Annotated in this window: 15 protein-coding genes; 6 read left to right on the top strand and 9 right to left on the bottom strand. The window is 41.9% G+C overall.

Annotated elements, in window-relative coordinates; genetic code table 11:
- Positions 1-8: 8 nt before the first annotated feature.
- From ovoA to HLH14_RS00850, 3 genes are all read right to left on the bottom strand, one after another.
- Positions 9-2,171 carry a 5-histidylcysteine sulfoxide synthase gene (ovoA, locus tag HLH14_RS00860; protein WP_378320491.1) on the bottom strand — a complete coding sequence of 721 codons (2,163 nt, stop codon included), beginning with the start codon at positions 2,169-2,171 and terminating at the stop codon, positions 9-11.
- 170 nt (positions 2,172-2,341) lie between these two features.
- A complete protein-coding gene (locus HLH14_RS00855) occupies positions 2,342-3,214 on the bottom strand; it encodes a LysR family transcriptional regulator (protein ID WP_086192978.1) in 873 nt (290 codons plus the stop codon).
- 195 nt (positions 3,215-3,409) lie between these two features.
- Positions 3,410-3,652, bottom strand: coding sequence for a DUF2061 domain-containing protein (locus HLH14_RS00850; protein ID WP_086192977.1), 243 nt, complete (start codon positions 3,650-3,652; stop codon positions 3,410-3,412).
- A 175-nt stretch (positions 3,653-3,827) separates the two neighbouring features.
- Here HLH14_RS00850 and HLH14_RS00845 point away from each other — a divergent pair, with 175 nt between their 5' ends.
- The 5 genes from HLH14_RS00845 (at position 3,828) to leuB (ending at position 8,251) form a co-directional block, all read left to right on the top strand.
- Positions 3,828-4,019, top strand: coding sequence for a hypothetical protein (locus HLH14_RS00845; protein ID WP_086192976.1), 192 nt, complete (start codon positions 3,828-3,830; stop codon positions 4,017-4,019).
- Between the two features lie 330 nt (positions 4,020-4,349).
- On the top strand, positions 4,350-5,783 hold the full coding sequence (leuC, locus tag HLH14_RS00840; protein ID WP_086192975.1) for a 3-isopropylmalate dehydratase large subunit: 1,434 nt from the start codon (positions 4,350-4,352) through the stop codon (positions 5,781-5,783).
- A 23-nt stretch (positions 5,784-5,806) separates the two neighbouring features.
- On the top strand, positions 5,807-6,457 hold the full coding sequence (gene leuD / locus HLH14_RS00835) for a 3-isopropylmalate dehydratase small subunit (RefSeq protein WP_086192974.1): 651 nt from the start codon (positions 5,807-5,809) through the stop codon (positions 6,455-6,457).
- Between the two features lie 105 nt (positions 6,458-6,562).
- Positions 6,563-7,147 carry a hypothetical protein gene (locus HLH14_RS00830; RefSeq protein WP_086192973.1) on the top strand — a complete coding sequence of 195 codons (585 nt, stop codon included), beginning with the start codon at positions 6,563-6,565 and terminating at the stop codon, positions 7,145-7,147.
- A gap of 24 nt (positions 7,148-7,171) precedes the next feature.
- The gene (gene leuB / locus HLH14_RS00825) at positions 7,172-8,251 is read left to right on the top strand and encodes a 3-isopropylmalate dehydrogenase (protein ID WP_086192972.1); all 1,080 of its coding nucleotides are present in this window, start codon (positions 7,172-7,174) and stop codon (positions 8,249-8,251) included.
- Positions 8,252-8,313: 62 nt separating this feature from the next.
- Here the strand turns inward: leuB and HLH14_RS00820 are convergent, their stop codons facing one another.
- Positions 8,314-8,715, bottom strand: coding sequence for a hypothetical protein (locus HLH14_RS00820; RefSeq protein ID WP_086192971.1), 402 nt, complete (start codon positions 8,713-8,715; stop codon positions 8,314-8,316).
- 136 nt (positions 8,716-8,851) lie between these two features.
- Positions 8,852-9,073, bottom strand: coding sequence for a translation initiation factor IF-1 (gene infA, locus HLH14_RS00815; protein WP_001284370.1), 222 nt, complete (start codon positions 9,071-9,073; stop codon positions 8,852-8,854).
- A 231-nt stretch (positions 9,074-9,304) separates the two neighbouring features.
- On the opposite strand from infA, the gene HLH14_RS00810 reads away from it, so the two are divergent.
- Positions 9,305-10,315 carry an AraC family transcriptional regulator gene (locus HLH14_RS00810; RefSeq protein WP_067722114.1) on the top strand — a complete coding sequence of 337 codons (1,011 nt, stop codon included), beginning with the start codon at positions 9,305-9,307 and terminating at the stop codon, positions 10,313-10,315.
- 138 nt (positions 10,316-10,453) lie between these two features.
- Here HLH14_RS00810 and truA read toward each other — a convergent pair whose 3' ends face one another.
- From truA to HLH14_RS00790, 4 genes are all read right to left on the bottom strand, one after another.
- Positions 10,454-11,251, bottom strand: a complete 798-nt coding sequence (gene truA / locus HLH14_RS00805) for a tRNA pseudouridine(38-40) synthase TruA (protein WP_086192970.1) — start codon at positions 11,249-11,251, stop codon at positions 10,454-10,456.
- 12 nt (positions 11,252-11,263) lie between these two features.
- Entirely contained in the window at positions 11,264-12,232 is a 969-nt protein-coding gene (locus HLH14_RS00800) for an asparaginase (protein WP_067722110.1), read from the bottom strand.
- A 48-nt stretch (positions 12,233-12,280) separates the two neighbouring features.
- Positions 12,281-13,633, bottom strand: a complete 1,353-nt coding sequence (locus tag HLH14_RS00795; protein ID WP_067722108.1) for a hypothetical protein — start codon at positions 13,631-13,633, stop codon at positions 12,281-12,283.
- A 70-nt stretch (positions 13,634-13,703) separates the two neighbouring features.
- The gene (locus tag HLH14_RS00790; protein WP_086192969.1) at positions 13,704-15,161 is read right to left on the bottom strand and encodes a type IV pilus assembly protein FimV; all 1,458 of its coding nucleotides are present in this window, start codon (positions 15,159-15,161) and stop codon (positions 13,704-13,706) included.

The following is a 15,161-nucleotide window of genomic DNA, read 5'->3' as shown; positions in this document are numbered from 1 at the left end:
CAAATGGTTTATTTGATCCGTTTCCACAGCGTGACTTGCGACAGCGTATGCTGATATTTACGTGCTGTTTCACGAATGACAAATCTCACATCCTGCGGCTCTGCAAGCATTTCAAAATGCCCTTGTAACAGTTCAGTCATACCATCTAGCGTGCTAAAGTTTTCCCCTGATTGTTTAAAACCACCGACCCATTCAGTACGTGCAGTATGTTGCTCCAGCCAGGTATAGGGTGAGGCCAGCATTAAAATTCCACCCAGGGTTAATCGCCGGTGAATTTCGGCTAAAAAATCTTTTGGATGATGCAGGCGGTCAATTAAATTCGCCGCCAGAATAAAATTGTAATCGGTAAAATGAGGCTTTAAATTGCAGGCATCAGCCTGAAGAAAATCGACTCGGTCTGTATGGGCATCCAACCCCAGTTCTTTTAAGTTACAGGCTTTATATTCGACCAGTTCACCTTCGATGGGCAGGGTATAACGTAGCGTTTTGCCTTGTGCTAATTGTACTGCTTGCTGAATAAACCGCGCGGAAAAGTCCAGTCCCGTGACCTGATCAAAATAAGCCGCCAGTTCAAAGCTGACCCGACCTGTGGCACAACCGAGATCCAGTGCCTTATCTGCAGCAAGCTCCTGAAAATAGGGTTGTGCAATGTTAATCAGGCTTTGGGCAAAATTGGGTACATTAAAATATTCCGCGCCGTACTGAAATTCTAAATATTGAGAGATCATCTGGTCAGTTTCGTACTGGGATTGAAACTGCTTCAGCGCTTGTGAGGCCGCAACATAGCGGAATCCGGCATGCTGGAAGAAATGCCGGCGGAAGGCATAACGTGAGCTATGCAAGGCCTCATTGCCGGAAGAAATCCAGGAACCACCTTTGATTAAATTATGTTGGCCGTCAAAAGTGGGCGTGCTGAAATCATCATAGATCGGATGCACCTGAAAGTCGTCAAAAGGGTAAATCGATGTTTCAGTCCATTGCCAGACATTGCCCTGAATATCAAAAAAATCACCTTGCTGAAAATGATTGACCGGGCAGGGACTTGTTGCATATTTCAGTTCGATGGTAGCATGTTCAGGACTGGGCAGATCCGGATCTAAACCTGCCACATCATAGAGCCGATACCACTCGTCTTCTGTGGGCAAGCGAATACTTTGACCGGTTTTCTGGGCTTTCCAGTTACAAAAAGCTTTGGCTTCAAGGTAATTTACTTCTACCGGCCAGTCCCAAGGCATGGGGATTTCTTCCAGCATTAGACGCAGTGACCAGCCTGAATGTGTTTTTCGCCAAAAGCAGGGATGCGCTGCTTGAGAAAATTTCAGCCAGTCCAGTCCTTCTGCTGTCCAATAACAATCAGTTGAATAACCGTTATCTTCAACAAAATTTAAGAACTCCTGATTGGAGACTAAATATTGCGACGCTTCAAAAGCGGGAACATCAGCATGATGCTGACCAAACTCATTGTCCCAGCCATAAAAAACGGCATTGAAGGTTTTATGCAGTATGACTTTGCCTTGAGGAACAGCAATCAGCTTATTTTCAGGTGCTATCCCGGTCATGATCCGGGCACGCCACTGCGGATGATTTTGTACATAGCTCAGCTGCTGCTGGCGAATCAGTACCGATGAGGTTTCAAGATGAATCCGTTCATGTTCAATCCCCATGAGGATGGACCACCACGGATTGTGCCAGTTCAATGGTAAAGTGAGTGGTGCATGCTCAATCAGATTGAGGATCAGTGCCCGTACCTGATGACGATAAGCCCGTACTTCCGCGACGCTCGGCCATTCATAATGCTGGTCATTCAAGTCATCCCAGCTCATTTCATCGACTCCCACAGCAAAAATACTTTCAAGCTGCGGGTTCAAACGTGCACTAATCAGTTTGCTCAGAAGCAATTTATTAATAAAAAAAGTGGCAGTATGACCCAAATAAAAAATCAGTGGATGACGTAAGGAGATGGGTTTGAGGTAATAGCCTTCCGGATTTTTTAGACAGTCAAACAGCAGTTCATAGCTGTCAAAAGTATTCAGAAAATAATCACGCAAGCTATGCCGTGCAGTGGATTCATCAGCAAAGTTTAGATTGGGGGTGGGCAGTAAAGAAATTTTAGCGTCTTGCCACAAATGGGGAGCATCAGAATGGGATGTAGATGGATTTTTTTTAGATATTAACGATGATGAATCCCTCAGCATGTGTTCATACTCCGTCGAATTCTTTTCACATTTAAAACATCAGGTTTTATGTGTTTTATTTAAAAGTACTCGAAAGCTGTGTCATTGTGCTGAGGATTTAGGTAACAAGATGCTGCATCCAGGCAGATGCAGCCCTAAAGCAAATTTTAGCTGAGCTGAGGGTTTTGCATCATGGTAACCAGTTCCTGTACTGCACGTGACTGGGTGCGTCCAGGATGCCAGACCATGCCCAATTGACGGTTCATCTGCAGGTTAATATCCAGTTGCTTTAAATCATGATTGACCAAAGTTTTAGGTAATACCGACCAGCCCAGACCAATTGAAACCAGCATCCGAATCGATTCAAGCGGATTGTTGCTCATGGTGATTTTCGGTTTAACGCCTTGCTTTTCAAACTCTGCCAGGGTGATTTGCGTGGTATAGGTTTGTGCCGCCGGCAACAGGCTCGGATATTGAATCAGATCTTGCAGTTGCAAATCTTTTTCATTGGCTAAGGGGTGAAAAGGTGCTGCCACAAAAACCAGAGGATCATTCCAGATGGTGACATAACTGAGACGAGCATCGCCCTGAGGAGGAAGCGTCAAAAATGCCAGTTCCAAGTCACCGGCAAGCACTTTTTCATGCGCCTGTTCAGAATCGACAAAATGCACATCCAAGGTTACATTTGGAAATTCTTGCACGTAATGACGCAGGTGACTGGGTAAATGATGCAAACCAATATGATGACTGGTGCCAATTTTGAGTTTGCCCTGAACTTGCCCTTGTTCATGACTGAGGGTGTGGTGAATATCACCCAGTTCATTCAACCAGTTTTTAACTTTGGGAAGTAAGGAATGCGCGGCATGGGTCGCTTGAACGCCACGACCGGCAGATTCAAAAAGTTTCACACCAAAATATTCTTCTAAACTATGAATGCGTTTGGTAACAGCCGGCTGGGTAATAAACAACAGATCGGCAGCCATAGAAATAGAACCGGTTTCCATGACTTTAACAAACGCTTCAAAGGCAGCAAGATTCATAGTGATAGTCTGGTTATACAATATTGAGGTAATTATAAAATATTTTTATATTAAAAGTGAATCTAATCATAAAAATCTATACATAAAAATGTATAAAGATGTGAATTTGAGTCGTATAAATAAAAAATCACCCTATATAAGTAGAGTGATCTGTTGAAAAAGGGGAAAGCCGGAACCCGTGATCTCTTAAGTATCTTAGGTAGCAATGTTCTTTCTATTTTGTACCGTTGATGATTTTCTTTCCCAAATTTTTTCGTGAAAGAAGAAGGCGATGGCTTGAATCGTCGGTTCAAGCAAGCTGAGGGTTAATGCCATCCAGATATTTCCTGTTACGAAATAGCCCACCAACATGGCAATGGTGATGTGCATGATGTAATAGCTGAAGGTCTTTTTTAAGGTTTTCTGGTTGTAATCAACAAACTTTTGAATATGAGCCATGGGGTATTCCTCAATCTTTCTCGCGGAGTATGGCTAAATGATAATTAATCTTATTCAATCTGTAAAAACGAATATTTGGTTATTTTTAATCGGTTTTTCGAATTTAATGACTAATCAATTTCAAGAGAAAACAAATAGTATCAGCTACTGATACCTGACTAAAAGGATGTAAATAATGGACATTAAACATATTAAATATCTGCTTGATATTTTCGAGGAAGCGGTCGAAAAACGGATGGGTGTCTACGAGGTTGCAGATGATGAAGGCGATGAAAACAGAGCTGCTGCTGAGTGTAGCCAGGCCAAGGCTGAATTAATTAAGGCTATTGAGCAACTGGTAGATACTAAAGAGCATTCCTCTAAATAGAAGCTTATTAGACCTCTACAACTTTGCAAATCACTCAATGTGTATCTAAATTAAAGTTGGGTATGCGGTATAGATTCACTCGTTTTATAGAAAGCTGAGTTTCCCATACCGCAATGATTGATCTTGAGTTATTCAATAAAATTGTGCGGAAATAGGCTGTTGGTTTGAAAAATTGGATATGAAATTTTGGAACAATCAAGGGTTTTAGATTCTAAAAACTAATTCCAAAAAGTTTTCAAACTAATAAAAATGATAAATTAGATTTATGCGAATACGTGGTTATAATCGAAGTTAATGAAAGCATTACCCAGTTCTATGGAGCGCGTCGACATGGCAGGCAATACCAAAAAAGCAAAGACTTTGTATGACAAATTGTGGGATGACCATTTAGTAAAACAACGAGATGATGGTTCAGCCTTACTTTATATCGATCGTCATTTATTACATGAAGTAACGTCGCCACAAGCTTTTGAGGGTTTACAGCTTGCAGGTCGTAAACCTTGGCGTTTAAGTGCCAATGTTGCAACGCCAGACCATAACGTGCCGACATCAAAAGCTGAACGTGATCAAGGTATTGCGGGTATTGAAGATGAAACTTCACGTATTCAGGTACAAACTTTGGATGACAACTGTGAAGCTTTCAATATCGTTGAATTTAAAATCAATGATATTCGCCAAGGTATTGCGCACGTGGTGGGGCCTGAGCAAGGTTTGACTTTGCCGGGTATGACCGTGGTGTGTGGTGACTCACATACGGCGACGCATGGTGCCTTTGGTTGCTTGGCACACGGAATTGGCACTTCAGAAGTTGAACATGTATTGGCAACCCAATGCTTGGTTCAAAAGAAAATGAAGAACATGTTGGTGCGTGTTGACGGGAAATTAGGTCAAGGCGTGACTTCAAAAGATGTCGTATTAGCGATCATTGGTAAAATTGGTACTGCTGGCGGTACAGGTCACGCGATTGAATTCGGTGGTCAAGTGTTCCGTGATATGTCGATTGAAGGTCGTATGACCGTGTGCAACATGGCGATTGAAGCCGGCGCGCGCGTGGGTATGGTGGCGGTCGATGACAAAACGATTGAATATGTAAAAGGTCGTAACTACGCACCAAAAGGGCAAGACTGGGATAAAGCAGTTGAGTACTGGAATACCTTGCATTCTGATGAAGGCGCACACTTTGACACTGTAGTGGTGTTGCAAGGTGAAGAGATCGAACCGCAAGTATCTTGGGGCACATCTCCTGAAATGGTGATTCCTGTTTCTGAATCGGTTCCGACTTTGGAACAAGCCAAAGACGACGTGCAACGCAACGACTGGACACGTGCTTATCAATATATGGGTTTAAATGCCGGTCAGGCATTGGCAGATATTCAGTTAGACCGCGTATTTATTGGTTCATGCACTAACTCTCGTATTGAAGATATTCGCGCTGCTGCTGAAGTAATTAAAGGCCGTAAAGTGGCTGCTTCAATTAAACAGGCGATGGTGGTTCCAGGTTCCGGTTTGGTGAAACAGCAGGCTGAAGCTGAAGGCTTGGATCAAGTCTTTTTGGAAGCCGGCTTTGAATGGCGTGAACCAGGTTGCTCAATGTGTTTGGCCATGAATGCTGACAAATTACAACCGGGTGAGCATTGTGCATCAACCTCTAACCGTAACTTCGAAGGTCGTCAGGGTAATGGCGGTCGTACGCATTTGGTGAGTCCAGCCATGGCAGCCGCAGCAGCCATTGCCGGTCACTTTGTTGATGTACGTTCATTCTAATTTCGGCTAATAGGAGCAAAGACATGAAAGCTTATACCGTTGAACAAGGTATCGTTGCACCATTAGACCGTGCCAATGTCGATACAGATTTAATTATTCCAAAACAGTTTTTAAAATCGATCAAACGTACCGGTTTTGGTGAAAACTTATTTGATGAATTGCGTTATTTGGATGAAGGCTATTTAGGTTTAGATAATTCTAAACGTCCAAAGAATCCTGATTTCGCCTTAAATCAACCGCGTTATCAAGGTGCGACTGTGTTGATTTCACGTGCCAACTTTGGTTGTGGTTCAAGCCGTGAGCATGCGCCATGGGCATTGGAAGAGTATGGCTTCCGTACCGTGATAGCCCCAAGCTACGCAGACATCTTCTTTAATAACAGTTTTAAAAACGGCATGTTGCCAGTGATTTTGCCTGAAGAAATCGTTGACCAGCTTTTCAAAGAATGTGCTGCAACTGAAGGTTATCAACTTACTATCGACTTGGAAGCTCAAGAAGTACGTACCCCAAGTGGTGAAGCATTTAAATTTGAGGTCGATCCATTCCGTAAGCACTGCTTGTTAAATGGTTTGGATGATATTGGTTTAACCCTTCAAGCAGCAGATGATATTCGTGCCTATGAAGAAAAAACCAAGCAATCTCGCCCTTGGGTATTTCAGGAAATTCGCGGTTAATTATTTGAATTTTCAGCGCTAGTAGTATCGGCGGCTAACTCTTGCTAATATCGAGTCCATAAAAATATCTCGTTGGTTTTAATTGGTGAGAGGGGGGCTCGAACAGTGGCAAAAGTTTATGGTCAGCTTGCTGTACTTGGTCTTATGGTCGCATCCTTAAGTGCATGCCAAAGCATTGATACAGTACGTGTTAAACATGTGAAGGAAACACAATCGACAGAATCAAATGCGTTGATTTTCTGTGCGGGGACAGAACAATGTGAATTTGAGCGTTTGGATCAAATTAACATTGTCGATGCTCAAAGTCATCGCTTAAGTCGTGAAGCCATTCAACAAGGGATTGTGCGTTTAAAAGCCAAGTCGTTAAATGACGCTAATCCTTTGTTTTTGTCTGTACCGACAGGGCAGCATGAATTGGTCATCCGTTTCTATCCAATATCGAAAGATCGCGCTGAAACTTTGCATGTATTTCACAATTTTAATTCGCAAAAAAACTATACCTTTAAGATGTATCGTGACCGAACCCATCATAAAGGTAATTTGTTGAATGCATCTGCACCTGATCCACTCTGTGTTGAGCTTCAACAAGAACAAAAAACCATTCGGCGTTTCTGCAAACCATATAATGTCCTGAATGGCTTAGGTGAGTTTGTAGAACAAAAAAATTTAATATCCCCATCAGTCAAATGACTGAATTGAAAAATGGAAAACCTCATGTCTAAACATATTTTGATTTTAGCTGGTGACGGCATCGGTCCTGAAATTGTGAAAGCCGCAGAGCAAGTACTCACACGAGTAAATAAAAAATTCAATTTAGGTTTGACTTGGGAACAAGGTTTATTGGGTGGTGCCGCGATTGATGCGCATGGTGCACCATATCCTGAACAAACATCTGAACAGGCAAAAAAAGCAGACGCGATTTTACTCGGTGCGGTCGGTGGTCCTAAATGGGACACGATTGAGCGCTCAATTCGCCCGGAACGTGGTCTATTAAAATTACGTAGTGAACTCAATCTTTTTGCTAACTTGCGTCCTGCGATTCTATATCCGCAATTGGCAGATGCTTCGAGCTTAAAACCGGAAATCGTATCTGGTTTGGATATTCTGATCGTGCGCGAATTGACTGGCGGTATCTACTTCGGCCAACCCCGTGGTATTCGTGAGTTAGAGAATGGTGAGAAACAAGGCTTTAACACTGACGTTTATTCAGAGTCTGAAATCAAGCGTATTGCGAAAGTGGCGTTTGAACTTGCAGGTCTTCGTGGCGGCAAAGTATGTTCTGTCGATAAAGCCAATGTACTTGAAGTAACCGAGCTGTGGAAACAAACAGTGACTGCAATGAAAGAAGCAGAATACCCAAATATCAACTTGTCACACATGTATGTTGATAACGCAGCAATGCAGTTGGTACGTGCACCTAAACAGTTTGATGTGATTGTAACCTCTAACTTGTTCGGTGATATCTTGTCTGATGAAGCGGCAATGTTGACTGGTTCAATCGGTATGTTGCCATCTGCATCTTTAGATGAAAATGGTAAAGGCATGTATGAACCTTGTCATGGTTCAGCACCAGATATCGCAGGTCAAAACTTGGCAAATCCACTTGCAACGATTCTTTCGGTTGCGATGATGCTTCGTTACACTTTCCGTGAAGAAACTGCAGCACAAGCCATTGAAGCTGCAGTAGGGAACGTTCTTGACCAAGGTTTGCGTACAGCAGACATTATGTCTGAAGGCATGAACAAAGTCGGTACTGTTGAAATGGGTCAAGCTGTAGTGACAGCCTTGAACTAAGTCATCCGGTTTAAAAAACGCAGCCAAAGTGCTGCGTTTTTTTATGGATATTTAGACCTGATTTAGCAAGTTCGGCCAGTGTAATAAACAGACTTGGCAATGTTATTTTCTAAACGGTAGACAATTTTACATTGCAAGTTCACGTCATAGCTTTGCGCTCTAGGCGTGATTTGTATGGGGATTGCACCAGAATCGATGTCAGCAGGATTTTGTGTCATGGGCATCGGAATGGTAATGGGACGAATCACTGTATAAGTGAGCGTGTGGGCATCTACCGCAGGCGATAAGACTTGCTGATAACCGATACTGCTCAAATCCAGCTTGGCTTGAATACTTTGGCTGGTCTGCCCAATGAATTGCTGTAAATAGGCATCACGTTGTTGTGCGGTGGTCGTTGGGGAAGTGGCACAGCCATACAATACGCAAACCGTGGTAAACAGACCAACGGAGTGAAGAAATGACATTGCTTTCTCCATTGAATAAAACTTTATTTTAAATGGATAAACTGGCAATGAACGTTGTTGTTCGATACACGGTCAATATGTGGTTATACAGATAATAAAAAAGCCACTGTAAAGTGGCTTTTGCTTTCGCTAAAACTTAGCGTGCACGATAAGTAATACGACCCTTGGTCAAATCATAAGGAGTCATTTCTACTTTAACACTGTCGCCAGTTAAAATACGAATATAGTGTTTACGCATTTTACCAGAGATGTGAGCAATCACTTCATGACCGTTTTCTAAACGTACACGGAACATAGTATTAGGAAGCGTCTCGGTGACAACGCCTTCGAACTCGATGAGTTCCTCTTTATTGGCCATAGCCTACCTGAATGAATAAATTGGAAAGGCGCAAATTATAGTCAATTTTTTTGCATAAAACAAGGCGCAATGCGGCTTTGCCCGATCATCTGTCAGTTAAATAAGCGAACCATCAGTTTAAATTTTTTCTACAAAAAAGCGCATTGTTCTGTTGTCAGTTTGGTCAATCACAGTTAATCTAAAATTAATCTTTTTAAGTATAAATGAATAACATATAAGGAAGGTCATTGCGTGGGTCAGCTAACTGATGCATCGGTTGTTTTGCGATTGGGTTACCAAGCCATTCGTCGTGCAGGTTTGCCAACTGAAGAAATTTTAACGAAAGCCGGTGTGGCCTTAAATCAGGTCGAAACAAATGATCGTACTCCGCTCAGTGCTCAATATGCTTTTTGGGTGGCTGCAGAGGAGGTGAGTAAAGATCCTGACATTGGTTTGCATTTAGGTGAACACCTGCCTTTATATCGCGGACAGGTGATTGAGCATCTGTTTATTTCTAGTGAAAATTTTGGTGAAGGACTAAAACGGGCCTTGGCCTATCAACGTCTCATCAGTGATGCATTTCATGCAAAACTTATTATTGAAGATGATCGTTGCTATCTCACCAATGGTGAGCAGGGTGCTTGGTCGGACAATTTGGTCAATCGTCATTTTTCTGAATGTGCGATGTCAGGGGTATTACGCTTCTTTAAATTTATTACCGAAGGTCGTTTTCAGCCCATTTATATCGACTTTAATTTTAGCCAGGGCGCTTTTGACGAGGAATATTTTCGGGTTTACGAATGTCCGGTCAGTTTAGGTCAAAAGGAAACACGTTTGTATTTTGATCCTGCCATTCTGGATTATCAATTATGGCAAGCAGAACCCGAGTTATTGCAGTTACATGAGCAACTGGCGCTTGAAAAGCTGCAAGAACTTGCACGCTATGATTTGGTGGGAGAGGTTCGCCGTGCGATCGGTTCAACTTTAGAAAGTGGTGAAACGACTTTAGAAACAGTTGCGACGCATTTAAATATTACACCGCGCCGTTTACGTACACAGCTGAGTGAAGCCAATACCAGTTTTCAGCAAATTCTTTCCGATTATCGCTGTCGTTTGGCAAAAAAATTGTTGGCCAATACTGCTGAAAGTGTGGAACGAATTGTGTATTTAACCGGATTTTCCGAGCCAAGTACTTTCTATCGTGCTTTTAAACGCTGGACCAATGAAACACCTGTGGAATATAGAAAGCGTAAGCAGCGTTAAGTTTTATAAAAGCACCTCCCTAAATCCCTCCTGAAAGGAGGGGTTTTTTCTCATCCATTTTACGTGATAGTAAAATCCCCCTCCTTTGAAAAAGGTGAGAAGCACAGCTTCGCAAGAGGGGAGGATTATAAAAGTAAATTATTCCGGCATATTTAACCAATGTGGACCTAAAGGTGTTTTGGGTAAATCAAACTGTTCTGGATAATGTGCTTGAATGAAATATAAACCATCAGGTGGGGCTGTGATCCCCGCTGCTTTACGGTCTTCCGCAGCAAAAATTTTGTCAATATGGTCAATTTCATACATACTCTGACCGATTTCAAGTAAGCAGCCCATGATGTTGCGCACCATATGATGTAAAAAACCATCTGCCTGAATATCGAGAACCAAATAACAACCGTGACGAATTAAACGGCAATGGCTGACATGACGGACCGGTTGATTCGATTGACAAGAGGATGCACGAAAACTTTCGAAGTTATGTGTGCCTTCAAATTTTTTCGCAGCCTCAATCATCTTGTCTGCATCAAGCGGATAATATACGTGGGTGACTTGTTTATAGAGTAACGCGGGACGCACCGGATTGTTATACACTACGTAACGATAACGTCGTGCTTGTGCTTTGAAACGGGCATGGAATGCCATATCCATTTCTTTAATCCATTGTATTGAAATGTCTTTAGGGAGTTGGCTGTTTGAGCCCATCAGCCAGCCATCAATACTGCGGATGGCATGAGTATCAAAATGCGCCACCATATTGGTGGCATGCACGCCAGCATCGGTACGACCTGCGCCATGTAACATGATCGGTTCATTTGCGACTTTGGACAGTACTTTTTCAATGGTTTCCTGTACGCTACGCACGCCAGTTTGCTGAGTTTGCCATCCTCGATACTCAACCCCAGAAAACTCAATACCGACCGCAAAACGTTGCATATTTACCTCTATTTACACTGAATCATGCCAGTGAGCATGCCACTGGTCTACGCTATCGTATTGTAAATACATTTTCAGTGCTTTTGCATAAAGATCTGCATGTCCCAAGCAATCACTGATGATGATATTGGCATGCTGAGTCCATTCGCTTACTGCATAGCGTTGATCAATCGTGCCAAAAGGTACTTGGGTGGTGAGAATAATGGCACAGCCTTGAGCTTGTATATCATGAAGCGTAGCAATCAATTCCTCATTGACCACCAAATTACCTGTGCCAAAGCCCTGTAAAATCAGAACGTGAGGTGGATGCTGTTGTAAATTTTTTAAGTTTTTAATCTGTTGTTCTATGGCTATGGGCTGTGCCATTAAACTTAGGCAGTTAAATGATTGTGCCTTCTCAATATCATATTCATGGACTAGATAGCTTTGCTGATGTGTGATGAGGTTCTCTTTAGCATTTAATCCAGCGAATGCATCTAATTCAGTCGTATGTCGTTTCAATGCTGTTTGGGCGTGAATAAGCTGATGATGAAAAGCTAAATATACACCGACAGCGCTTGTTGCTACTGCATCGAGGGCAAAATTAAGATTATCGATAGCATCGGTAAATTCACGGGTATTGGTCCCGCTTATATTTAGTAGTGGATATTGGCTACCGGTCAGTACCACATGTGCGGATTGTCCCAGAAACCGTGCAAGTGTTGCACTGGCATAGCTGAGAGTATCAGTGCCGTGAATCACGACAAAATGTTGATAATTTTTTAGTTGTAAATTCTGAATCAACTGAATGAGTTGAAGCCAGTCAGTTGCAGTACTGGCACTGCTGTCTTTTATACTGGGTGCAACAAAACATTCGATATTAAGATGCAAAGGAAGAACGCGTTGTAACTGGGGGATAAAATTTTCAGCAGGCATGGGACTCAGTGGCTCGCCAATGCAACCAAACGTTCCACCCATATAAATTAAAGCTATTTTTTTCATAATAAAAAAGCAGTCAATGATGACTGCTTCATAGTAGAGCGAAATAACTTAAGAAGCTATCTGATTGCGTAACTGATCGGCTTGTTGGCGTTGTTCAGCAGTATATTCAGTTTCTTGCTCTGCCAATAATTCAAGTGCCGATTCAAAAGCACCGAGTTGAATATATTGCTGTGCAAGATCTAAATTCAGGCTGATTTCATTGACTTCAATCAGTTCAGGGAAAGATTGAACTAACGGATCATTTTGATCTGCTTTAGATGCAGATGAGCTGATATTGCTAATATCAAAACTCACACCTGCAGCTTTCGCTGGAGCGGGTTCTACAGGCTGTTGCTCAGTTGTCGTTACAGGCTCTAAATTAAAGTCTAAATCTAAACTTGGCTTAGTTTCTTCAACTGCAATTTTTGCTTCAGTCGGTGCAACAGTTTCTGTAGCTGAAAAATCAAAATTAAATTCAGGTTTCTCATCAAGAACAGGTTCAGCAGTTATAGCTGCATCAGCTATCGTCGTTGTTTGCTCTGCTGCAGGAATATCTAAACTAAAAGAGAAATCTAAAGGTTTGATTTCTTCTGTTACTGGAGTCACTTCTTGCTTAGGAGCGACTGCTACAGGACTCGACTCTAAAGAGAATGTGCTGAAGTCTAAAGGTTTGATTTCTTCAACAGTAGAGGTGGGTACTTCTACTTTTACTTTAGGTGTTTCAACTGGAGATTGATCAAAAGAAATGGTATTGAAGTCTAAGGGTTTAATTTCTTCAACCGCATCGGTTTTGGTTGAAAGCGATTCTTGCTGTAATTGATCGAAAGATTGATGAGGTACTGTCGCAGAGGGTGCAGCAGTATTCATTAATGCATCAAAATCAGCGATGTTTTTTTGTTTAGTCGGGGGGGTAACTGAAGATTCAGGTTGGAAATTTACAGTATTAGTATCTTTGGGGCTTTCAACTTTGCTGTCTTCTTGTTGATATGCTGCTTTTTTAGCAAGCGCTTGTTCTAAAATATCATCAAGCTCTAATGAACGAAGATGGTTAATCAGCTGCTTTGTTGCGAATTCATCTTTTTGCAAGATATGAATTTCGAGCAACAGTAAATACAGTTCATGCTGAGAATTGTCTTTATTTAATGCCTGATTAATCTGTGCTTCAGCAGAGAAAAAGTTACGCTCACGGATGAGCGCTTCAATTTTATTGCGAATATCAGCAGATAAAGGGGTGGTTTTTTTCTTCTCAACAGCAGGATTTTCCGCAATTTGAGTTTTTTGCGGGGTCTTTTTTGTTGAGCTTGCTTTTTTAGCTTTCGTCTTGGATGTGGACGTTTGCTCTGCTTGTTTATTTGTGTCACGCTTTTTTAATACAATTGCGATCACTAATAATAATATAAACGGAATCACATAAAGCAGCATGTTGTTACCCCTTACAGGATTGAGTTGTTAGCAATAAAACTCATCCCAAAAAATCAAATTGTATAACACCTTAGTGTGTTGGCTTTTTCTCTACTTGTTGTGCTTTCAATTGTTGTTGCAATTGAGCAAGACGAGTATTTAATAATTGAATTCTGTGATCCTTGTGACGCAATGCCAATTCTAACTGTGTTACGTTTCTCTGTAATTTAACGGTTTTTTTACGCGATGTCATAACTTTTAATGATAACTCGTTCGATGTTTGATTTTTTTCTGTGTTCTTTTTAGCAGAACCGCTGGCTGAATCTTGTTCTTTCTCTGCAACCAGGCTCATCTCCGCTTGATTTAGACGGTATTTGGCTTTACCTGATTGGTTAGACGGTGTTTTTGCTACATTCGAAACACTTACTTTTTTGTCTTCTTTTTGGCTATTGCTGGTGTTTAAATTCAATGCCGCACCACGACGTAAGCGATTCACATCACCCTGAATAAAGGCATGTTCATTATTCGCCTTGATCTGTTTCATGACCTCACCGATCGGTCGATTTTGCTCAGTTGCCACACGTGAAGCGATCGCCCAAAGAGACTCATTGGATTGCACCACATGCTTTGTGGTCTGTGCTGTAGCCACCACACGCTCAGTTTGTTGTTTTGGTTGCTTATGAGTAGGCGTAGGCGTCTCTGGCTTGGTTTTTGCAGCAGCTTGTTCAGCTGGTTTTTCGGCTATTTTATTTTCTGCTACTTTTTGAGTCGGTGATTCTGCATATTTTTTCACTAATGGGTCTGCAGAAAAACTTGTATTGGACGTTATTTTGTTCGACGCAAGAGGATTGTCGTTGATCTGATCTTTTGTCGTGATTTTTTCTGGTGCTGATGTTTTTATTTCAGCACCAGTTTCATTCGTTTGTGCTGACGGCATACTCATTGATGAGATGACCACAGGCGCGGGAGTCATGGCATTTAAACTCGGGGGCGCTGCTTTTTGTACCATTAATGGGGCTTCAAATGATTTATAAGCCGCTGGTTGTGTTTTTGCAAGCTGATATTGAGTGCTTTCAGGCAAGTGCAAGGCAATATCTTTTTCACTGACAATGGTAATGGGAGCTAAATGTTTTTCATTGTTTGCAATACTTGCCTGAGTATTGGTGCTGCCACGTTGTAGCGGTGTTTTAATATGCTGTAAGCGTGTTGCATTGCCTTCCTGAATTTTAATAATAATATTCAGTTCAGCTTCAGTCAGTGGACGTGAAGAGGTAATGGTAATCACGCCATTACCAGAGCCATCACGACGGGTAAAAAAATTAAGATGTCCAGGTGGCTGATGGGCAACGCCTAAAGTAGTGATGTCTTCTGCACTTGCCAAGCTGGCTTGTATTTGTGAATTAGGATCAGCTTGGCGGAAATTCATTTCAGCATAGAGTAATTCACCCGGTGCAGATTGAATTTGAATAGGATCAATAGTAATCGCATGAATATTCTGTGAAGTAATAATGGCTAAAATGGCAATCTTTAATTTGTTATATGCGGTCAT

This window comes from Acinetobacter terrae (assembly GCF_013004375.1).
GTDB lineage: Bacteria > Pseudomonadota > Gammaproteobacteria > Pseudomonadales > Moraxellaceae > Acinetobacter > Acinetobacter terrae.
This window is presented reverse-complemented; position numbering and strand designations above follow the sequence as displayed.